General features: G+C 43.4%; 34 protein-coding genes. All 34 read right to left on the bottom strand.

Annotated features, from left to right (window positions below):
* Positions 1-588: 588 nt before the first annotated feature.
* The 34 genes from rplQ to HMPREF2626_RS05495 all read right to left on the bottom strand — a co-directional run bounded on the left by rplQ (position 589) and on the right by HMPREF2626_RS05495 (position 19,259).
* A complete protein-coding gene (gene rplQ, locus HMPREF2626_RS05650; RefSeq protein WP_067972980.1) occupies positions 589-969 on the bottom strand; it encodes a 50S ribosomal protein L17 in 381 nt (126 codons plus the stop codon).
* A gap of 26 nt (positions 970-995) precedes the next feature.
* Positions 996-1,940 carry a DNA-directed RNA polymerase subunit alpha gene (locus HMPREF2626_RS05645; RefSeq protein WP_067972982.1) on the bottom strand — a complete coding sequence of 315 codons (945 nt, stop codon included), beginning with the start codon at positions 1,938-1,940 and terminating at the stop codon, positions 996-998.
* 87 nt (positions 1,941-2,027) lie between these two features.
* Positions 2,028-2,420, bottom strand: a complete 393-nt coding sequence (gene rpsK / locus HMPREF2626_RS05640; protein ID WP_067972985.1) for a 30S ribosomal protein S11 — start codon at positions 2,418-2,420, stop codon at positions 2,028-2,030.
* Positions 2,421-2,452: 32 nt separating this feature from the next.
* Entirely contained in the window at positions 2,453-2,818 is a 366-nt protein-coding gene (gene rpsM, locus HMPREF2626_RS05635; protein ID WP_067972988.1) for a 30S ribosomal protein S13, read from the bottom strand.
* A gap of 19 nt (positions 2,819-2,837) precedes the next feature.
* A complete protein-coding gene (gene rpmJ / locus HMPREF2626_RS09940) occupies positions 2,838-2,951 on the bottom strand; it encodes a 50S ribosomal protein L36 (RefSeq protein ID WP_083272385.1) in 114 nt (37 codons plus the stop codon).
* Between the two features lie 27 nt (positions 2,952-2,978).
* On the bottom strand, positions 2,979-3,197 hold the full coding sequence (infA, locus tag HMPREF2626_RS05630; protein ID WP_067972992.1) for a translation initiation factor IF-1: 219 nt from the start codon (positions 3,195-3,197) through the stop codon (positions 2,979-2,981).
* Between the two features lie 120 nt (positions 3,198-3,317).
* Entirely contained in the window at positions 3,318-3,965 is a 648-nt protein-coding gene (locus tag HMPREF2626_RS05625; RefSeq protein WP_067972994.1) for an adenylate kinase, read from the bottom strand.
* A gap of 27 nt (positions 3,966-3,992) precedes the next feature.
* Positions 3,993-5,291 carry a preprotein translocase subunit SecY gene (secY, locus tag HMPREF2626_RS05620; RefSeq protein WP_067972997.1) on the bottom strand — a complete coding sequence of 433 codons (1,299 nt, stop codon included), beginning with the start codon at positions 5,289-5,291 and terminating at the stop codon, positions 3,993-3,995.
* Positions 5,291-5,731, bottom strand: a complete 441-nt coding sequence (gene rplO, locus HMPREF2626_RS05615) for a 50S ribosomal protein L15 (RefSeq protein WP_067972999.1) — start codon at positions 5,729-5,731, stop codon at positions 5,291-5,293. The genes secY and rplO overlap by 1 nt, the downstream gene beginning before the upstream one ends.
* Positions 5,732-5,764: 33 nt before the next feature.
* Positions 5,765-5,947 (bottom strand): 50S ribosomal protein L30, encoded by a 183-nt coding sequence (gene rpmD / locus HMPREF2626_RS05610; RefSeq protein WP_070430159.1) that lies wholly within the window; start codon positions 5,945-5,947, stop codon positions 5,765-5,767.
* 13 nt (positions 5,948-5,960) lie between these two features.
* On the bottom strand, positions 5,961-6,467 hold the full coding sequence (rpsE, locus tag HMPREF2626_RS05605) for a 30S ribosomal protein S5 (RefSeq protein WP_070430158.1): 507 nt from the start codon (positions 6,465-6,467) through the stop codon (positions 5,961-5,963).
* 20 nt (positions 6,468-6,487) lie between these two features.
* On the bottom strand, positions 6,488-6,835 hold the full coding sequence (gene rplR, locus HMPREF2626_RS05600) for a 50S ribosomal protein L18 (RefSeq protein WP_070618564.1): 348 nt from the start codon (positions 6,833-6,835) through the stop codon (positions 6,488-6,490).
* 55 nt (positions 6,836-6,890) lie between these two features.
* Positions 6,891-7,427: a 50S ribosomal protein L6 gene (rplF, locus tag HMPREF2626_RS05595; RefSeq protein WP_070618561.1), complete on the bottom strand. Its 537-nt coding sequence runs from the start codon at positions 7,425-7,427 to the stop codon at positions 6,891-6,893.
* A gap of 36 nt (positions 7,428-7,463) precedes the next feature.
* Complete coding sequence (gene rpsH, locus HMPREF2626_RS05590; RefSeq protein ID WP_067973014.1) at positions 7,464-7,862, bottom strand: 30S ribosomal protein S8; 399 nt, start codon at positions 7,860-7,862, stop codon at positions 7,464-7,466.
* Between the two features lie 34 nt (positions 7,863-7,896).
* Positions 7,897-8,082 (bottom strand): type Z 30S ribosomal protein S14, encoded by a 186-nt coding sequence (locus HMPREF2626_RS09935; protein WP_083272384.1) that lies wholly within the window; start codon positions 8,080-8,082, stop codon positions 7,897-7,899.
* A gap of 18 nt (positions 8,083-8,100) precedes the next feature.
* On the bottom strand, positions 8,101-8,643 hold the full coding sequence (gene rplE, locus HMPREF2626_RS05585) for a 50S ribosomal protein L5 (protein ID WP_067973015.1): 543 nt from the start codon (positions 8,641-8,643) through the stop codon (positions 8,101-8,103).
* Between the two features lie 23 nt (positions 8,644-8,666).
* On the bottom strand, positions 8,667-8,975 hold the full coding sequence (gene rplX, locus HMPREF2626_RS05580) for a 50S ribosomal protein L24 (RefSeq protein WP_067973017.1): 309 nt from the start codon (positions 8,973-8,975) through the stop codon (positions 8,667-8,669).
* Positions 8,976-9,004: 29 nt separating this feature from the next.
* Entirely contained in the window at positions 9,005-9,373 is a 369-nt protein-coding gene (rplN, locus tag HMPREF2626_RS05575; protein ID WP_067973021.1) for a 50S ribosomal protein L14, read from the bottom strand.
* Positions 9,374-9,401: 28 nt separating this feature from the next.
* Positions 9,402-9,665 (bottom strand): 30S ribosomal protein S17, encoded by a 264-nt coding sequence (gene rpsQ / locus HMPREF2626_RS05570; RefSeq protein ID WP_067973024.1) that lies wholly within the window; start codon positions 9,663-9,665, stop codon positions 9,402-9,404.
* 28 nt (positions 9,666-9,693) lie between these two features.
* Positions 9,694-9,891, bottom strand: a complete 198-nt coding sequence (gene rpmC / locus HMPREF2626_RS05565; RefSeq protein ID WP_067973027.1) for a 50S ribosomal protein L29 — start codon at positions 9,889-9,891, stop codon at positions 9,694-9,696.
* On the bottom strand, positions 9,884-10,312 hold the full coding sequence (gene rplP / locus HMPREF2626_RS05560) for a 50S ribosomal protein L16 (RefSeq protein WP_067973029.1): 429 nt from the start codon (positions 10,310-10,312) through the stop codon (positions 9,884-9,886). The genes rpmC and rplP overlap by 8 nt, the downstream gene beginning before the upstream one ends.
* Before the next feature lies 1 nt (position 10,313).
* On the bottom strand, positions 10,314-10,964 hold the full coding sequence (gene rpsC / locus HMPREF2626_RS05555) for a 30S ribosomal protein S3 (RefSeq protein ID WP_067973033.1): 651 nt from the start codon (positions 10,962-10,964) through the stop codon (positions 10,314-10,316).
* Positions 10,965-10,967: 3 nt separating this feature from the next.
* Entirely contained in the window at positions 10,968-11,321 is a 354-nt protein-coding gene (gene rplV, locus HMPREF2626_RS05550) for a 50S ribosomal protein L22 (RefSeq protein WP_067973036.1), read from the bottom strand.
* 21 nt (positions 11,322-11,342) lie between these two features.
* On the bottom strand, positions 11,343-11,621 hold the full coding sequence (gene rpsS, locus HMPREF2626_RS05545; RefSeq protein WP_070618559.1) for a 30S ribosomal protein S19: 279 nt from the start codon (positions 11,619-11,621) through the stop codon (positions 11,343-11,345).
* Positions 11,622-11,660: 39 nt separating this feature from the next.
* Complete coding sequence (rplB, locus tag HMPREF2626_RS05540; protein WP_067973042.1) at positions 11,661-12,491, bottom strand: 50S ribosomal protein L2; 831 nt, start codon at positions 12,489-12,491, stop codon at positions 11,661-11,663.
* Between the two features lie 18 nt (positions 12,492-12,509).
* Positions 12,510-12,803 (bottom strand): 50S ribosomal protein L23, encoded by a 294-nt coding sequence (gene rplW / locus HMPREF2626_RS05535; RefSeq protein ID WP_067973045.1) that lies wholly within the window; start codon positions 12,801-12,803, stop codon positions 12,510-12,512.
* Positions 12,803-13,426, bottom strand: coding sequence for a 50S ribosomal protein L4 (rplD, locus tag HMPREF2626_RS05530; protein WP_070618556.1), 624 nt, complete (start codon positions 13,424-13,426; stop codon positions 12,803-12,805). Before rplD ends, rplW begins: the two co-directional genes overlap by 1 nt.
* Before the next feature lie 26 nt (positions 13,427-13,452).
* Positions 13,453-14,088 (bottom strand): 50S ribosomal protein L3, encoded by a 636-nt coding sequence (gene rplC, locus HMPREF2626_RS05525; protein ID WP_070618553.1) that lies wholly within the window; start codon positions 14,086-14,088, stop codon positions 13,453-13,455.
* Positions 14,089-14,165: 77 nt separating this feature from the next.
* Positions 14,166-14,474: a 30S ribosomal protein S10 gene (rpsJ, locus tag HMPREF2626_RS05520; protein WP_067973054.1), complete on the bottom strand. Its 309-nt coding sequence runs from the start codon at positions 14,472-14,474 to the stop codon at positions 14,166-14,168.
* A gap of 340 nt (positions 14,475-14,814) precedes the next feature.
* Positions 14,815-16,095 carry an NAD(P)H-dependent oxidoreductase gene (locus HMPREF2626_RS05515; RefSeq protein WP_070618550.1) on the bottom strand — a complete coding sequence of 427 codons (1,281 nt, stop codon included), beginning with the start codon at positions 16,093-16,095 and terminating at the stop codon, positions 14,815-14,817.
* Positions 16,095-16,721: an NADPH-dependent FMN reductase gene (locus tag HMPREF2626_RS05510; protein WP_070618546.1), complete on the bottom strand. Its 627-nt coding sequence runs from the start codon at positions 16,719-16,721 to the stop codon at positions 16,095-16,097. The genes HMPREF2626_RS05515 and HMPREF2626_RS05510 overlap by 1 nt, the downstream gene beginning before the upstream one ends.
* 25 nt (positions 16,722-16,746) lie before the next feature.
* On the bottom strand, positions 16,747-17,688 hold the full coding sequence (locus HMPREF2626_RS05505; protein ID WP_371440393.1) for an FAD:protein FMN transferase: 942 nt from the start codon (positions 17,686-17,688) through the stop codon (positions 16,747-16,749).
* An 11-nt stretch (positions 17,689-17,699) separates the two neighbouring features.
* A complete protein-coding gene (locus HMPREF2626_RS05500) occupies positions 17,700-18,083 on the bottom strand; it encodes a YbaN family protein (RefSeq protein ID WP_246818931.1) in 384 nt (127 codons plus the stop codon).
* Between the two features lie 111 nt (positions 18,084-18,194).
* Positions 18,195-19,259: an acyl-CoA dehydrogenase family protein gene (locus tag HMPREF2626_RS05495; RefSeq protein WP_070618540.1), complete on the bottom strand. Its 1,065-nt coding sequence runs from the start codon at positions 19,257-19,259 to the stop codon at positions 18,195-18,197.
* Positions 19,260-19,268: the final 9 nt, after the last annotated feature.

The raw sequence follows: 19,268 nt of genomic DNA, 5'->3' as shown, positions 1-19,268 counted from the left end.
CAAGCATCCAAAGCTAAACGCTCTCGCTCACACCCTATCTAGTCGGGTTCGCAGTTGCAGACTTGAAGTGGCTTCACCTAATCGGAACGATCGGCTAAAGCCGCTCTTTTCCGATTGGGCTCCAGTCATTCAAGTCTGACCGCAACTGCTCTCACCCTTCCTAGTCGGGTTCGGTCACGCAGAAGTGGCTCCTTCACACCCTATAGTTGGGTTCGAGGATGCAGAAACGGCTCCTCTTCGCAAAAGGACGTCGAAGGCTTGCAGCCTTCTCTGTCCTTTTACTCCAGAGGTCCCTTTCTCCCGCATCCTCTCACACCCTTATATAGTCGGGTTCGCAAGAGCAGCTTTTGAGTGCTTTCGCAAGTCGGAAACCTGCAAGCGATGCTTGCCCTTATTCCGACTTACTCCAAGCATCCAAAGCTAAACGCTCTTGCTCACACCCTGATAACAAAAAAAGCATTCATGTAATAACATGGATGCTCGTGTTTTGGAATTAGGATATATTTTCACTTCCGGAGCACCTGCTCCGGAAGTGAAAGAGCTAGACTTGGGTTGTCCCATCATCATAACGCTCTACATACATCTGGCTTACACTAATTCAATAATCGCCATCTTAGAACCGTCACCACGACGAGGTTCAGTCTTAAGGATACGGGTATAGCCACCTTGACGATCTGCATAGCGAGGGCCTAACTCGTTGAATAATTTTTGTAAGGCTGTTTCAATAACGATGTCATCATCTTCCGCACGAACATCAGCGATTTCGTTACGAACAAATTTAGCAGCTTGACGACGTGCGCTAAGGTCACCTTTCTTGCCTAAAGTAATCATTTTTTCAGTAGATTTACGGATTTCTTTAGCACGAGATTCGGTTGTTTCGATACGTTCATTGATAATTAAATCAGTCGTCAAATCACGTAATAAAGCTTTACGTTGTGAGCTGGTGCGACCTAATTTACGGTAACTCATCAGAGAATTCCTCCTTCACTTTATAATTAATCTTCTTGGCGTAAGCTTAAATCGAGAGCAGCCAACTTATTCTTGACTTCATCGAGTGACTTACGGCCTAAGTTACGAACTTTCATCATTTCTTGTTCAGTTCGGTCAGTTAATTCATCCACAGTATTGATACCTGCACGTTTCAAACAGTTGTATGAGCGAACAGAAAGATCCAATTCTTCGATTGACATTTCGAGCATTTTTTCTTTCTGAGTTTCTTCTTTTTCGACCATAATTTCAGCAGATTTTGCTTCATTGGTCATATCAACGAAGATCGCCAAGTGTTCCGTTAGAATCTTAGCAGCTAAACTCAACGCTTCATGAGGGGCTATCGTCCCGTCAGTCCAGATATCATAAGTCAACTTATCGAACTGGTTGATTTCACCAATACGGATATTTTCAACTTGGTAGTTAACTTTTTCGATTGGTGTGTAGATTGAATCTACTGGAATTACGCCAATTGGCATATTTTCTGATTTGTTATGTTCAGAACGAACAAAACCACGACCATTTTGAACATTCATCAGCATATGGAAACGAGCTCCATCTTCTAAGCTGCAAATGTGCAAGTCTGGATTCATGATATCAAAATCAGCATCGGCCGTAATATCCGCTGCAGTGACCTCTGCTGGGCCAACTACATCAATTTCGACTTGTTTTTCTTCAACATCATAAAGTTTCAAGGAAAGCTTCTTGATGTTCAATACAATTTGAGTGACATCTTCGCGGACACCTGGGATTGTAGAATATTCATGTAAAACATCATCAATCTGAACTGATGTTACCGCTGTACCAGGCAATGATGAGAGTAAAATACGACGCAGGGAATTGCCTAAAGTTGTTCCGTAACCACGTTCTAATGGTTCAATCGCAAATTTACCAAATTTGTTATCATCGCTGATCTCAATCGTTTCAATAGTTGGTTTTTCAATTTCGATCATAATCTACAAGTATTCCCCTTTCAAAACGTGAATTTTGCACCACTACTGCTTCCAAAAAGTTTTCGGCAAGCTGTTTGAAAAACAGTACTATACACGACGACGTTTTGGAGGACGGCAACCGTTGTGTGGGATTGGGGTTACGTCACGAATTGAGGTAACTTCCAAACCAGCAGCTTGTAAAGCACGAATTGCAGATTCACGACCAGGTCCTGGGCCTTTAACAGATACTTCAACTGTCTTCATGCCTTGGTCCATAGCTGTCTTAGAAGCAGCTTCTGAAGCCATTTGGGCAGCATAAGGTGTTGATTTACGGGAACCCTTAAAACCAAGTGCACCTGCGGATGACCATGAAATTGCATTACCATGTTCATCAGTAATCATAACAATAGTATTATTGAAAGTTGAGTGGATATGAGCAACACCAACTTCAACATTCTTTTTCACGCGACGTTTACGTGTTTGACGTTTTGCTTTTGCCATTTGATTAACTTGCCTCCTTTACTTTAAATTAATTATTTCTTCTTACCTGGGATTGCTACACCGCGACCTTTACGGGTACGAGCATTGTTCTTAGTATTTTGACCGCGAACTGGTAGGTTACGACGGTGACGCATACCACGGTAGGAACCGATTTCTTGTAAACGTTTGATGTCCATGTTGACATCGCGACGTAAGTCACCTTCAACCTTGATCTTATCAACTTCTGCACGAATCTTATCTAATTCATCATTGCTTAAATCATTCACACGGATATCTTCAGAAACGCCAGCATCAGCTAAGATCTTTTTAGCTGTTGTGTTCCCGATCCCATAAATGTAAGTTAAGGCAATGACAATACGTTTGTTACGTGGAATATCTACACCTGCAATACGAGCCATTCGATTGGCACCTCCTTTATTAACCTTGGCGTTGTTTATGTTTAGGGTTTTGGCAAATTACCATGACTTTGCCATTACGACGAATCACTTTGCATTTGTCGCAAATTGGTTTAACAGACGCTCTAACTTTCACGATTGACCTCCTTATATCATTTAGAAATTACTTGAAACGATATGTAATCCGTCCCTTGGTCAGATCATATGGAGACATTTCGACTTTTACACGGTCACCCGGTAGAATTCGAATATAATTCACACGAATCTTCCCAGACACATGGGCAAGAATCTCTACGCCGTTTTCAAGTTCGACTTTGAACATTGCATTAGGTAAAGTCTCGGTGACTGTACCTTCTACTTCGATCATATCTTCTTTAGACACTATATTTCCTCCTCGTTACACATATGTGCGACACGACAACATGAAGAAAAACTCATCTCAAAAGTTCTCAATAGGATTAACCAGAACATTATACCATTAAAGAACATCTAATGCAAGACTTTATTCAATGATCTTTTTGATTTCGTTAAAGACATTATCGATTCCGATGTCACCAGGCACCCGGTAAACCTTGCCTTGACTTTCGTAGAAGTCGAGGATTGGGGCTTGTTGCTCTTGGTTGACTTCAATCCGATTCTTAACCACTTCAGCCTTATCATCGTCGCGGGTATAGAATTCTTCTGCTCCGCAGCGATCACAGACGCCTTCTTCTTTTGGCGGGTTAAAGTTGACATTGAAGGTTGCCCCACAATTGCCACAGATGATCCGACCACTTAGGCGTTTTTCTAGGACTTCAGGGTCAACATCGATATAAATGACAGCATCGATGGTCTTGTTAATGTCTTCCAAGATTTCTTCCAAGGCCTTAGCTTGGTTGAGAGTCCGTGGGAAGCCATCTAGCATGAAACCCTTAGCTTCTGTGTCTGCTTGTTGTAAACGTTCTTTAACAATCCCATTCGTTACTTCATCTGGCACAAGGCCACCCTTGTCCATGTATGATTTAGCTTCTTTACCGAGTGGGGTTTGGTCTTTGATGGCTTGACGGAACATATCTCCTGTTGAAATATGAGGAATGTCATAAGTTGCCACAATTTTTTCTGCTTGGGTACCCTTACCAGCACCTGGCAGCCCCATCAAAATAATATTCATTTCCATCCTCCGAACTTCAATTCTTGACTAGCGAATAAAGCCTACATAGCGACGCTTGATTAAGCGACCTTCAATTTGTTTAGCTGTATCGAGTGCGACACCGACAACGATGAGTAAACTTGTCCCTCCAAGACCAATCGTTCGTGGAAGATCAAAGAAATAGGACCCCATTAGAGGTAGGATGGCAATCATCATTAAGAATAATGAGCCCACACTGCTTAAACGATTGAGCATCTTGGAAATATAACGTTCTGTTGGTAAACCAGGACGCACACTAGGAATATAAGCGCCTGATTTTTGGAAGTTCTCGGCAACGCGTTCAGGATTAATTTGGATATGCGCATAGAAGAATGTAAAGAGTACAATCGTTACCGCATATATGGTCATCCCGATTGGTTGTTCGAGATTAAAGACTGTCTCTGCTGTTTTGAACCAAGCGGCATCTGAAAACTGGGCCGACAAGAGGCTGAGAACCGTTTGTGGCACCATGATAATAGAGCTGGCAAAGATAACTGGAATAACCCCTGCTGAGTTAATCTTCAGCGGCATATGGGATTGTTCCACTACTGTGCTCGCCCTTTTGGAATAGCGTACCGGAATACGTCGTTCAGCTTGGTTGACGTAAACAACTAAGATAATTAGAAGTAATGCAACAAGGGCAAAAATACCCCCAAAGATGGCATTTTGAGTGAGCTGAGCTTGGTCAGTCACATCAATTAAGCCTTTCTTAACAGCGGTGAGGACTTCACCGGGAATCCGAGCAACAATCCCCGAGAAGATAATCAGAGAAACCCCATTCCCGATACCGAATTGGGTGATTTGCTCCCCGATCCATACAACGAGCATGGACCCAGCTGTCATGACCAAGGCAATAATGCAGTAAGTTAGCATTCCTGGATCCTTGATCAGGCCGAATTGCGAGAGGGAGTTAAAACCAACCGAAATCGCAATGGCTTGGAAGAAAGAAACAAGAACAGAGAGATAGCGTGTCCACTTATTCAGCTTACGCCGTCCCACTTCACCTTGTTTCGACCATTCTGTAAAGGCTGGCACAATGTCCATCTGCAAAAGCTGTACCACAATCTGAGCCGTGATATAAGGGGAGACCCCTAAGGAAAAGATTGAGTAGTTATGCAAGGCCCCGCCGCCAAAGGTATTCAACAGACCAAAGAGCCCTGAATTAACGAGCGTATTTATCGCTTGTGCATTCACACCTGGAACTGTTATATGTGTCCCGAGACGGAACACAATTAACATTCCCAAAGTAAAGAGGATGCGACTTCTAACGTCTTTATCCTGAAATACAGCTTTCAGAGTAGTGAACATTAGATCACCTCGATTGTGCCCCCAGCTGCTTCAATTGCTTCTTTAGCTGTAGCTGAGAATTTAGCTGCTTTAACGGTTAGTTTGCGTTCTAATTCACCAGCACCTAAAACTTTAATAGCTTTCTTGGTATTCTTAACAAGACCAGCTTCAACTAAAGCTTCTGGCGTTACTTCAGCCCCATCTTCAAAAACGTTTAAATCGTCGATATTAACGATGGCGTATTCTTTGCGGTTAATGTTTGTAAAACCACGTTTAGGGATACGACGGTACAATGGGGTTTGCCCACCTTCAAAACCTAAACGTACTTTACCGCCTGAACGAGCTTTTTGACCTTTTTGGCCGCGACCTGAAGTCTTACCGTTACCTGATCCAGATCCACGTCCTAAACGGTTACGAACATGACGTGATCCTTCACTTGCTTTTAACTCGTGTAATTTCATAATCTTCAAGGCACCTCCTTATTTCTTATTGTATTATTTTACTTCTTTAACTTCAACTAAATGGGCAATCTTCTTGATCATTCCGTCGATTGCTGCATTAGTTTCTTTTTCAACTGTACGACCAGTCCGGGTTAGGCCCAGCGCTTGGCAGGTTTTGATTTGGTCATCTGGACGACCGATAACACTGCGTTTTAAAGTTATTTGAACTTTTGCCATGTTGTAAGCCTCCTTAACCTAAGATTTCTTCAACTGATTTACCACGTAATTCAGCGATTTCTTCAGGTGATTTCAATTCTTTTAGCCCTTGGATGGTTGCACGCACAATGTTAATTGGAGTGTTTGATCCGAGTGACTTAGAAGTGATATCTGCAATACCTGCTAATTCAACAACGGCACGAACAGGGCCACCAGCTGCTACCCCAGAACCGTTCTTAGCTGGTTTCAAGAGGACTTGGCCTCCGTTGAAGATACCTAATACTTCATGAGGGATAGTGGTACCTGCACGAGGAACTTCGATCATGTTCTTCTTAGCAGCTTCAACCGCTTTACGGATTGCTTCAGGAACTTCAGCAGCCTTACCTGTACCGAATCCAACGTGTCCATCTTTGTCGCCAACAACAACAAGTGCTGAGAAGTTCATGCGACGGCCACCTTTAACTACTTTAGTGACACGATTGATAGCAACAACGCGATCTTCGATTTCACGGTCGTTAACTTGTACAAATTTGTTTGTCATGTTATGGCTTCCTCCTTTTCCTAAAATTCTAGTCCGTTTTCACGTGCAGCGTCAGCCAAGGCTTGAACACGGCCGTGATATTGGTAACCGCCACGGTCAAAGACAACGGTTTTGACATCTTTTTCTGCTGCGGCTTGGGCAATCTTCTTACCAACAGCTGCAGCTTTTTCAACTTTTGTCCCAGTTTCTTCACCATCAGAGGCACTTGCAAGCGTAACACCCGCTACGTCATCAATTAATTGAGCGTAGATGTGTTTATTTGAGCGGAAAACGCTCAAGCGTGGGCACTCTGCTGTTCCAGAAATGTGACGACGTACACGTGCGTGACGTTTTTTACGTAAGACATTTTTATCTGGTTTGCTAATCAAAATGGTTCACCTCTTAATTTCTACTTTAATTTGATAGGTAAGAATAATCCTAAGATTATTTACCAGTTTTACCTTCTTTGCGGATAATGTGTTCGTCAGAGTAACGTACCCCTTTGCCTTTGTAAGGTTCTGGACGACGAATTTCACGAACGTTAGCGGCGAATTGACCCACTAAGTCTTTATCTGCACCTGAAATATTGATTTCAGTATTTGATGGTAAATCAACTTCGATACCTTCAGGAATGTCAAATTCTGCTGGGTGGGAAAGACCAACGCTTAGCGTTAATTTGTTTCCTTGGGCTTGTGCACGGTAACCTACCCCTTGTAAGAGTAAGGTTTTCTTGAAACCTTCGCTAACCCCTTGAACCATGTTATTAACTAAAGCACGAGTAGTCCCGTGTAAAGCGCGAACATTCTTTTGGTTGTTAGGACGTTCGAAAGTGATTTCGTTTTCTTCTACATTGATTGTAATTTGTGGATCGAATGTACGAGTTAGTTCACCTTTAGGGCCTTTAACGGTTAAAGTGTGGTCTTGTACATCGATGGTTACGTTACTAGGAATTGTTACTGGTTTATTACCAACACGACTCATCTAGACTGCACCTCTTTCAATTTTATTTTTTAGGGCCTACCATACGTAAGCTAAGACTTCGCCACCAACGTTTTTAGCGCGAGCTTCTTTATCAGTGATAACACCTTCAGAAGTTGAGATGATGGCAATTCCTAAACCGTTCAAGACTTTAGGGACTTCATCAGTTTTCGCATATACACGTAAACCTGGTTTAGAAATACGTTTTAAGTTTGTGATAACACGTTCGTTATTCTTACCATATTTCATGAAGACACGGATGATACCTTGCTTGTCATCTTCAATGACTTCGAAATCTTTGATGTAACCTTCTTCTTTAAGAATCTTTGTGATTGCAACTTTCATTGCTGATGCTGGAACTTCAAAAGACTCGTGGCGTACCATATTAGCGTTACGCACGCGTGTTAAGAAATCAGCGATTGGATCTGTCATGACCATTACCTGTTCACCCTCCTTTACTTATTACTCTCGATTACCAACTAGCTTTTCTGACACCAGGAATTTGTCCTTTATAGGCAAGTTCACGGAGGCAGATACGGCATAACTTGAATTTACGGTAAACAGAGTGTGGACGGCCGCAGCGTTCGCAGCGTGTGTATTCTTGTGTTGAATATTTTGCTTTGCGTTTATTTTTCGCAATCATTGATTTTTTAGCCAAATCGATTCCCTCCTCCTATTATTTTTGGAACGGCATTCCAATTTGAGTTAATAACTCTTTTGATTCTTCATCAGTGTTCGCAGTTGTAACGATAACGATATCCATCCCGCGTACTTTGTCAACATTGTCAAAGTCGATTTCAGGGAAGATTAATTGTTCACGAATACCTAAAGTGTAATTCCCACGGCCATCGAATGAGCGTTTGCTGATCCCGCGGAAGTCACGTACACGTGGCAATGAAACAGTGATTAGCTTGTCTAAGAAGTCATACATGCGTTCACCACGTAGGGTTACTTTTGCACCGATAGGCATTCCTTCACGTAAGCGGAAGCCAGCGATTGATTTCTTAGCATGAGTAATAACTGGTTTTTGACCTGAAATTAAAGTTAACTCTTCAACTGCTTTGTCTAAGTTCTTAGAGTTGGTTACAGCGTCACCAACACCCATGTTGATCACAATTTTGTCAATCTTAGGTGTTTGCATTGGAGAGCTATAATTAAATTTTTCAATTAATGCTGGTACGATCTCGTTTGAGTATTTTTCTTTTAAACGATTAGTCATGTTCTATTGTCCTCCTTCCCGTATTAGTCAATTACTTCGCCAGATTTACGAGCTACACGTACACGTTTGCCATCTTTTTCTTCGATACCTACGCGTGTTTTTTCGCCCGTTTTTGGATCTACTAATTGAACGTTAGAAACATGGATTGGCGCTTCTTCTTCCACAATACCGCCTTGTGGGTTAACTTGTGAAGGTTTTTGGTGTTTCTTAACAATGTTTACGCCTTCGACAATGACTTTATCTTGTTTTGGTAAAGTTTGCTTAACAGTTGCTTGCGTTCCTTTATCTTTACCTGCAATCACAATTACAGTATCACCTGTTTTAATACGCATCGATGGGCACCTCCTTTTTGATCTATTTATTATAATACTTCCGGAGCTAGGGAAACAATCTTCATGAAATTGTTTTCGCGCAATTCCCGAGCAACTGGGCCAAAGATACGTGTACCACGAGGTGTCTTGTCGTCGCGGATAATCACGCATGCATTTTCGTCAAACTTGATGTATGAACCATCTGCACGGCGAGCCCCGCTCTTGCTACGAACGATAACAGCTTTGACAACGTCACCCTTCTTAACAACGCCACCTGGTGTAGCGTTCTTCACTGAACAAACTACGACGTCACCAATATTAGCGGTTTTACGGCCTGATCCGCCGAGTACACTAATAGTTAAAACTTCACGAGCGCCTGAGTTATCAGCCACTTTCATACGAGTTTCTGTTTGAATCATCCTAAAGTATCCTCCTTCCAGTTAATTGTTAAATGATAACTGATTCTTCAACGATTTCAACAAGACGGAAGTGCTTATCTTTGGATAATGGACGTGTTTCCATAATTCGTACAATATCACCCATTTTTGCTGAATTGTTTTCATCATGTGCTTTATATTTTTTAGAGTATTTAATACGTTTTCCATAAGTTGGATGGAATTTAAAAGTATCTACTTGGACAACAATGGTCTTTTCCATTTTGTCAGAAACGACACGTCCTTGGTATACTTTACGATTTTTACGTTCTGCCATACTACTGGGTTCCCTCCTTCACTGATGATTACTTAGCTAATTCTTCCTGGCGTAGAGCGGTTTTAATACGAGCAATTTCTTTGCGCACTTGTTTGATGCGTGCTGTATTTTCTAACTGACCTGTTGCCAATTGGAATCTGAGATTGAACAACTCTTGTCTGTATTCTTTTTCCTTTGCTTCAAGTTCAGCAGCGGATAAATTTTTAATTTCTTCAAATTTAGTCATTCAGTTCACCACCAATTTCACGTTTTACGATTTTGCAACGAACTGGTAATTTATGCATTGCTAAACGAAGCGCTTCTTTTGCTACTTCTTCAGGAACGCCACCTACTTCGAACATGATTTTCCCACGTTTAACGGGAGCAACCCATCCTTCAGGAGCACCTTTACCAGAACCCATCCGAACACCAATAGCTTTTGCGGTATATGATTTATGAGGGAAGATTTTGATCCAAACTTTCCCGCCACGTTTCATGAAACGTGTCATGGCGATACGCGCAGATTCAATTTGACGGTTAGTAATCCATTTTGAATCTAAGGCTTGTAGACCGTATTCGCCGTAAGCAATTTCTTTTCCGCCTTTAGCTTCGCCGCGCATTTTACCGCGGAATTCACGTCTATGTTTTACACGTTTTGGTACTAACATGCTATTCCTCCTCTTGATTATTTACTGTAGGAAGGACTTCACCACGACAAATCCATACTTTGACACCGATCTTACCGTAAGTTGTATCTGCTTCTTCCCATGCATAGTCAATATCTGCACGTAAAGTATGTAATGGAACAGTTCCTTCGTCAGTTGTTTCTGAACGCGCCATATCTGCACCGTTTAAACGGCCGGAAACCATAACTTTGATCCCTTGGGCGCCAGCTTTCATTGTACGTTGAACAGCTTGTTTTTGCGCACGGCGGAAGGCCACACGGTTTTCAAGTTGTTCGCAAATATTCTTAGCAACTAAGCGTGCATCTAAGTCTGGGTTCTTGATTTCAACCACATTGATGTGTACACGTTTACCTGTTAAGTTATTTAAGCTCTTACGTAAAGCATCAACTTCTGAACCACCTTTACCGATAACCATACCTGGTTTAGCAGTGTGGATGTTTACGTTAACCTTGTTAGCTGCACGTTCGATTTCTACGTTGGAAACTGAAGCTTCGCTAAGGGCTTTGTCGATGTATTCACGGATGCTTAAGTCTTCATGCAAAGTATCTGCGTAATCTTTTTCTGCATACCAGCGTGCGTCCCAGTCTTTGATAACTCCGATACGCAAACCGGTAGGATTAATTTTTTGACCCACTAATTATTCCTCCCCTGCTTCTTTTACCACAACAGTGATGTGACTAGTACGCTTGTTGATTCTTGATGCGCCACCTTTTGCACGAGGGCGGAAACGTTTCATTGTTGGCCCTTCGTTCACATATGCTTCACTGATAAATAATTTGCTAACATCTAAGTCATAGTTGTGTTCTGCATTTGCGATTGCAGAGTTCAACACTTTCTCGATTACAGGCGATGCTGCACGAGGAGTGTTCTTTAGAATAGCAATTGCTTCGCCGACAGTCTTGTTACGGATTAAATCAATAACTAAGCGTGCTTTGCGAGCAGAGATGCGAACTGTTCTTGCAGTTGCTTTTGCAGTTGTTTGTTCTGCCATTATTTATTTCCTCCCCTCATCTTAACGACGTGTTGCTTTATCGTCTTTCGCATGTCCGCGATAAGTACGTGTTGGTACAAATTCACCTAATTTGTGGCCAACCATGTCTTCTTGAATGTAAACTGGTACGTGTTTGCGCCCATCATAAACAGCGATGGTTAACCCGATGAAGTTAGGGAAAATTGTTGAACGACGTGACCAGGTTTTGATTACTGATTTTTTTTCGGCATCTTGCTGTGCTTCCACTTTTTTCATTAAATGGTCGTCACAGAAAGGCCCTTTCTTAATACTACGGCTCATATATTTGGCTCCTTTCGTATCTCCTATTTAATGGAAGTGCTATTTGTTGCGACGACGAACAATAAGTTTATTGCTGCGTGCGTTCTTATCACGAGTCTTGATCCCACGAGCAGGTTTGCCCCAAGGTGTCATTTGAACCTTACGTCCGATTGGTGCACGACCTTCACCACCACCGTGAGGGTGATCGTTAGGGTTCATTACAGAACCACGAACAGTTGGGCGTTTGCCTAACCAGCGTGAGCGGCCTGCTTTACCAACAGTTACTAGTTCATGTTGTTCATTACCAACTGAACCAACTGTTGCCCGGCAAGTGCCTAAGATCATACGAACTTCGCCTGAGCTTAATTTAACTAATACGTATTTGTCTTCTTTACCCAATACTTGAGCGCTAGTCCCAGCTGCACGAACTAATTGGCCACCTTTACCTGGCTTAGTTTCGATATTGTGGATAACAGTACCCACTGGGATAGAGCGTAATGGAAGTGCGTTACCTACTTTAATGTCGGCATTTTCACCAGACATGATGCGGGTACCTACTTTAAGGCCCTTAGGTGCAATGATGTAGGCTTTCACACCATCAGTGTAGTGGATTAAAGCAATGTTTGCTGAACGGTTTGGATCGTATTCGATTGCTTTAACTACACCTTCGATATCATCTTTATTACGTTTGAAGTCGATAATACGGTAAGCTTGCTTGTGGCCGCCTCCGTGGTGACGAACTGTGATGCTACCACGGTTGTTACGACCTGCGCGCTTGCTTTGTTTTTCTAAGAGTGTTTTCTCAGGAGTCGATTTGGTGATTTCTGAGAAGTCATAACCTGACATGTTACGACGACCATTAGAAGTAGCTTTATATTTTTTAATCGCCACGTTCGTTTCCTCCTATTCTTATTCTGCGTCTTCTGCGCCGAAGATTTCGATTGCGTCGCCTTCAGCTAAAGTTACGATTGCTTTACGGGTTTTACGCGTGTAACCAGCGTAACGACCCATACGTTTTAATTTACCTTTCACGTTCATGATGTTTACTTTAACAACAGTTACGTCAAAGATTTCTTCGATGGCATGTTTAACTGCTGCTTTATTGGCGTTTACATCAACTTCGAAGGTATATTTATTTTCGTCCATGGCATCCATTGATGCTTCAGTGATGACTGGACGTTTGATAATGTCATGTGCTGTCATTATGCAAGTACCTCCTCTAGATCAGAAAGTGCAGATTGCGTAATGATAACTTTTTCGTTATTTACGAGGTCATAAACGTTCACGTTCTTTTCGTCTACAACGGTTACCTTAGCCAAGTTACGGGCAGCACGAGCTGCTTCTTGGTTGTCGGCATCGATTACGGCAAGCACTTTGCTGTCAACATTTAAGTTGTTTAATACGGCTTTGAATTCTTTAGTTTTCGCTTGTTCTAAGTTTAAAGCGTCCACAACGATTAAATTACCTTCAGCAACTTTTTGTGATAACACAGATTTAAGTGCTAAACGACGTACCTTGCGAGGTAATTTATATTGGTAAGAGCGTGGAGTTGGTCCGAATGCGCGGCCACCGCCTACCCATTGAGGAGAACGGATTGAGCCTTGACGTGCACGGCCAGTCCCTTTTTGACGCCATGGTTTACGGCCACCGCCGCTTACTTCGCCACGTGATTTTACATCGTGGGTCCCTTGGCGTAAAGAAGCTTGTTGCATAATTACAACATCATAGATTGCGTTTTCGTTAGGTTCAATTGCGAACACGTTGTCGTTTAATGTGATTTCGCCTGCTTGTGAACCATCTTGTTTAAATACTGTTACATTAGCCATTCTGAAATTCCTCCCTTCCTCAATTATTAGGCTTGTGCGCTGTTAGCAGTTTTGATTTCTACTAATGATTTCTTAGCACCTGGTACGTTACCTTTAATTAAGATAGCGTTTTGGTCAGCTAAGACTTTAACGATTTCTAGGTTTTGGATTGTTACGGTGTTGCCACCCATGCGGCCTGGAAGAGCTTTACCTTTGAATACTTTAGAAGCATCAGAAGCCATACCCATTGAACCAGCTGCGCGGTGGTAATGTGAACCGTGTGACATTGGGCCACGTTGTTGACCATGACGTTTGATCGCGCCTTGGAAACCTTTACCCTTAGAGGTTCCAGTTACATCGACAATGTCGCCTGCTTGGAAGATATCCACCGTTACTTCTTTACCTACTTCGTACTCTCCAAGCTCAACATTACGAAATTCGCGAATGAAGCGCTTAGGAGTAGTTTCTGCTTTTGCTACATGACCTTTTTCAGGTTTGTTAGCTAATACTTCACGTTTATCGTCGAAACCTAATTGCACTGCTTCGTAACCATCTGTTTCATTAGATTTTACTTGCAACACAACGTTAGGAGTTACTTCGACAACAGTTACAGGAACTAATTCACCTGACTCAGTGAAGTATTGCGTCATCCCTACTTTTTTACCTAAGATTCCTTTAGTCATGATTACACCTCCGTAATTTTTTTAATTTTGATAACTATATTAATGCGAAGTTATACAACTTCTCTAGGATAATGGAATTAAAGTTTAATTTCAATGTTAACGCCTGACGGTAAATCTAATTTCATTAACGCATCAACCGTCTTAGGTGTTGGGTTTACGATATCCACTAAACGTTTGTGGGTACGTAGTTCGAATTGTTCACGGGAATCTTTGTACTTGTGAGTCGCACGGATTACTGTGAATAATGAACGTTCAGTTGGAAGTGGAACTGGTCCAGCAACCTCTGCCCCTGTACGTTTTGCTGTTTCTACGATTTTTTGTGCTGATTGATCAAGTGCACGGTGTTCGTATGCTTTTAAGCGGATACGAATTTTTTGTTTTGCCATGTTTGTTTCCTCCTCGTCAGTTTTTATAAATTGACTTGCTCCGCGTAAATGACCGGCCCGCCCTCTATGGCAAAGCGTCCGGGCGTGTCGCAACCTTACGCATCAAAGCTCCTCAACCCATTGATTTATATGGGTTTGCGCCCTTTCTGGTGGGCACTCGTAATATTATACAGATACTTAATGGATATTTCAAGCTTTTTCGCGATTTTTTTATATTTCTTTCTAAGACTTAAAAAGCAAGATTTTGAAGGCAACGCTGCCTAGCGAGTCGCAATTTCTTTTGAGTGATCGAAATAAAAAACTCCCTAGTTTCCTAGGGAGGCTTAGTCCGATGATATGCTTATACTTCTGAAGCTCCAGAGTCGATATCTGTTTCGCCTGTTGCTTCTGCTTCACTCGCACCTGAAGAAAGATCGGTGGATTCACTATCGCTAGCCCCGCTATCAGCGTCTGAACTGTCGGAGTCATCTGTTCCCCAGGCCCCACCCATGGAGGCGCCGGAATCGGCATCAGTTGACCCAACCAACTGTTGACCCGTTTGTTCTAGATACCAGTCAATCACAGGTTGTAAGTCGAGAACATGCTCATTAATCCCTCTGTACTTACCCTCTTCATCATGCATAGCTACATAATTATGAACGACGTAATGGTCTTTGTGGATAGGGACATGGACGTGGACGCCGTCGAGATTGCCTGAGCGTAATTGGGAAATCACCCACGACACATTCTTATAAGTCCGAGGGGGGTGAACACTACCTAATGGTTTGCCCACATCGGGTTCGTAGCGGGAGGCAAACATATCTTCACCTGGTTTAACCCGGTTGTAATAGAGGTATTGGTTATTCTCATCCGCATAAGTCAATTCTAAGGGGATGGTCTTAAGGAACCAATTCAATTGGTCCACAGTAAGTAGGCCGCGGTCTAACTTAACATAGGTATCACCTGATACCGCGCCAACTTTTTCAGCAGCTTTTTCTACCCACTCAGGGTCGGTCATATCAACACCTTCAATGGTCGTCTCTGTGCCCTTCTGAGCGGTTAAATCTTCATCTGGGAATTTATGGGTGTATTCAAGTGGCTTAAGGGCTTCCACATATTTGATAAATTTCTTCAAGGATTCGCGAAGGAAGTAAACAGTCTCTTGGTCTTTCAAGCGTCCTTCAGCATCAAAGGCGGTCTGACAATTGCCCAACAAGAATTCCTGTCCCGGCATAACCAAAGCATCGATCCCTGGTGCTTCTAAAATTTGACGGAGGTGGAGCTGGGACCGGGAAGTGCCTTGGTCCAGATAAGAGGCCCCCACGATCTTAACTGGTTTATTCTTTAGGGGATGAACGGTGAAAGACAGCCATTCTAATAAACTCTTTAAAGGTCCTGGGATGGTATGGTTGTGCTCGGGTACAGCAATAATCACCCCATCCGCTTGTAGGATCTTCCGATTAATGGTATGGAGAGGCCCTTCAACCATTAATTCTGGGTGGTCTTGGTTGAAAAGGGGAAGGTGTTTAATCTCCACAATCTCTAAGTCAAAAAGATCAGTAAACTCTGATTGAATATAATGAAGCAATTGGCGATTGTATGACTTATCACCAGCTGATCCAACAATTCCTACGATTCTCATTAGGCGTCTCCTTTCTCTGCTTCATCTTGCCAGGAGAAGTTCTTCACTTCTGCCTTAACATCTGCATTATTTGCGACAAATTCATTGGTGTAATCAATGTAATTAAGGAAAGAGTCGAACATGTCTTCTAGTTGCTTAATTTCTTTAGGATCCTTCAAAGCCCCATTTTCATCGAAGGCTTGCAGAGAAAAGCCTAGAAGAAATTCCTCGTTAGGCATAACCCGCGACCGAATATCCGGTGAATCTAGAATCTGACGTAGGTGCATCTGAGCCCGAGAAGAGCCTAAGCGCCCATAGGAAGCCCCCGTGATCATCACTGGCTTATCAGCGAGTGGGTACTGGTGATAGGACAACCAGTGTAAAGCATTGGTCAATGCTGAAGTAATGGAATGGTTATATTCCGGTGTACTGATGACTACCCCATCGGCTTGGTCGATACGTTTACCCATCTCAAGAGCGAGTTCTGGCACCTTGCCTTCCTCATTCTTAGCAAAGAGGGGCAAACCATCGATCTCAATGATATCGAATTGGGCCCGGTCTTTGAAATGGTCCTTCATATACTTTAAGAGGTCACGGTTGGTCGAATGCTTGGAATTCGTTCCAACGATAGCTGCAATTTTTTTCATAACTGCCTTCCTTTCTATTAATTTCTTATTTCAATACCTGCAAACGATCTAAGAGGCCGCGACTGGCTAGGAGACGCCCCTGCTTGTCGATAACTAGAGCCTGGTAGTCTCTAGCCTGGGCCAATTCCGCTTGGATCTCGGCCAGGCCCATTGGATAAAGACGGGTGGTCCAAACCTCGGCCATTACCGACTGATCGGTTAAGACACTCACGCTAGCCACTTCATTCTCAACTGGATACCCCGTCCGACTGTCAAAAATATGCTGGTAGAAGTGACCGTCTACCTCCAAATGTCGCTCATACCCCCCTGAGGTAACCACAGATTGATTGTGGACCTGGAGAACCGCGCAATTCTGCCCTCTCGGCTTGCGAGGGTCTTGGATTCCAATCCGCCAATTTGTTTGGTGGGGACGTTTGGGAGGCGATCCGTATACTTTCACATTACCTCCTAGATTGATCATAGCCGATTGGGCACCCGCACGAATAAAGTCATCCATGATCCGGTCAGCGAAATAACCCTTGGCCAAGGCACCCAGGTCAATTTCCATTCCCTCCTGGGCTAAATAAACCTCCTGGCTGGCTTCCTCCAACTTAATCTGTCGGGGATCTATTTTTTCCAGGCAAGCCGCAATGGATGAGTCGTCTGGTCTATGAGCGCCTTCAAAGCCAATCCCCCATAATTTAACTAAGGGCCCAATGGCAATATTTAAGCGTCCCTCAGAAGCGATGCTCTGGGTTTTGCCTAATTTAATAAGCTCGAAGAGGTCTGGGTCCACTGCCATAGGAGCATGCCCAGCTCTTTGGTTGACCTGCATCAATTGTGAGGAAGGATCATTGGCACTGAAGCGCTCATTATAGTCATAGAGCTTTTGAATCGCATGGGCAACTAGGAGCTTAGCCTCTGCATGGCAAACATGGAGGTCTATCCAAGTTCCCATCAACCGTATTCTACTATTAGCCTCTGTCACTGGCAGCCCTCCTATTCATGAATAGTCTTAATGCGGAAGAAGAGAAAATAGCCAAAACACAGGCCGCAAATAATAATGAAGAGGCGCACTGGCCACAAGGGAACAAAGTAAATGGAAATTCCCATCACCAGGTAGGTAAAGATCAAAATCTGCCACTTCTTCCGCCAACGAATACCACCTGTCCGCTCATATTCTCCGACATAAATCTGATAAAGCCGGGTATTTTCCAACCAATGGCGAAAGCGCTCAGAACTACGAGCAAAGAACCAGGCGGAAAGTAAGAGTAGAGGCGTTGTCGGTAAAACTGGCAGAACAACCCCGATGGCTCCAATTAGGAAAGAAAGAAAACCTAGGACAATATAGAGCTTTCGTTTGATAGGATCCCCTCCTCTCAATACACACATTTTCTTCAGTGTAACATAAGATAAACTTTTAACCTAGGAAAAAGCCAGTAAAAAAGGCGGAAGCTAATACTCCCGCCCTGGTAAAGAGCTAGTCATCATTCATTAGGTGGTTTGGAGAATATGGCGCAGTTGAACGGCACTTGGTGATACAATAGGGAGAAAAGCTCCTTCATTCCAGCGGCGAATGAAACCTGACTCGGCTGCCTTGAAATACGCGCTTCCTCCACCTGCTTGAAGTTCAAGTAAGAGACTCTGTGCGACAACATCAACAATATCAATCCGCAATTGGAAGAGTTCACGCGGGTGGTCCACAAAGTAGTGGGAGCTCTCTAAACCTTGATAGAGCTCAGCTGTAATACGTTGGAGTTCAATCTGGTTAGCCTCATATTCCGCCTCTAGGACTTGGCGTCGGTCTAAGTGCCTGGCGACTTCAGAAAGTGACTTCTCGGCCAAACCGAAAGCCAGACCAAATTGAAAGCCTAGGAAGTTTGGACGGTTTTCTTTAAGGAAGGCCTCGGCATCTTCGGCAATTAACCAGTTGTCATCCAAGTCAACCCCGTCGAAGCTAAGGGCAGCTGTATTAGAGCCTTGGAGGGAAACGAATTCTAAGTCGCGCGACCGGTGGAAGTGAGCGGCATGAGAGGGGACGGCAAGGACCAGCGGCGGCCGGTTCTCCCCTTCAAAGCCAGCCACAAAAATGGTAATAAAGTGGCGGGCCCGAGCATTGGTGACCCAGGGTAAGCGGCCATACAGCTTATAGCCTCCCTCTTCCTTACGAATCGTCACATTGAGCTCTTCTAAATCTGACAAGAACTTAACAGCATTAGACAGGGCTGTTGCCCCAGCATAGTCTCCTGTCAGCAGACGGTCCAGGTAATGGTCACGGTAGTAAGGATTTGCACTATGGAGAATATTATCAATAAAGGTCCGATGCCCCCAGGAAATAAAAGCGGCAGTTAAAGAGTGTTGAGCTAATTCTGAGAGAAGCTCAACTACATCTTGGGGGCCTCCCCCACTCCCACCTAAAGATTCAGGAACCCCGACGCGGAAGACTCCCTCCGCACCTATTCGTTCCAATAGGGCATCCCCATAGCGGCCGGACTCTTGATCGATAATATCAGCATGTTGGTCTAAATATCTAATAAATTCTTCTGAGAAAAATGACATTGTAAGCCC

It is taken from the genome of Aerococcus sp. HMSC062A02, assembly GCF_001809535.1.
Classification (GTDB): Bacteria; Bacillota; Bacilli; order Lactobacillales; family Aerococcaceae; genus Aerococcus.
This window is presented reverse-complemented; position numbering and strand designations above follow the sequence as displayed.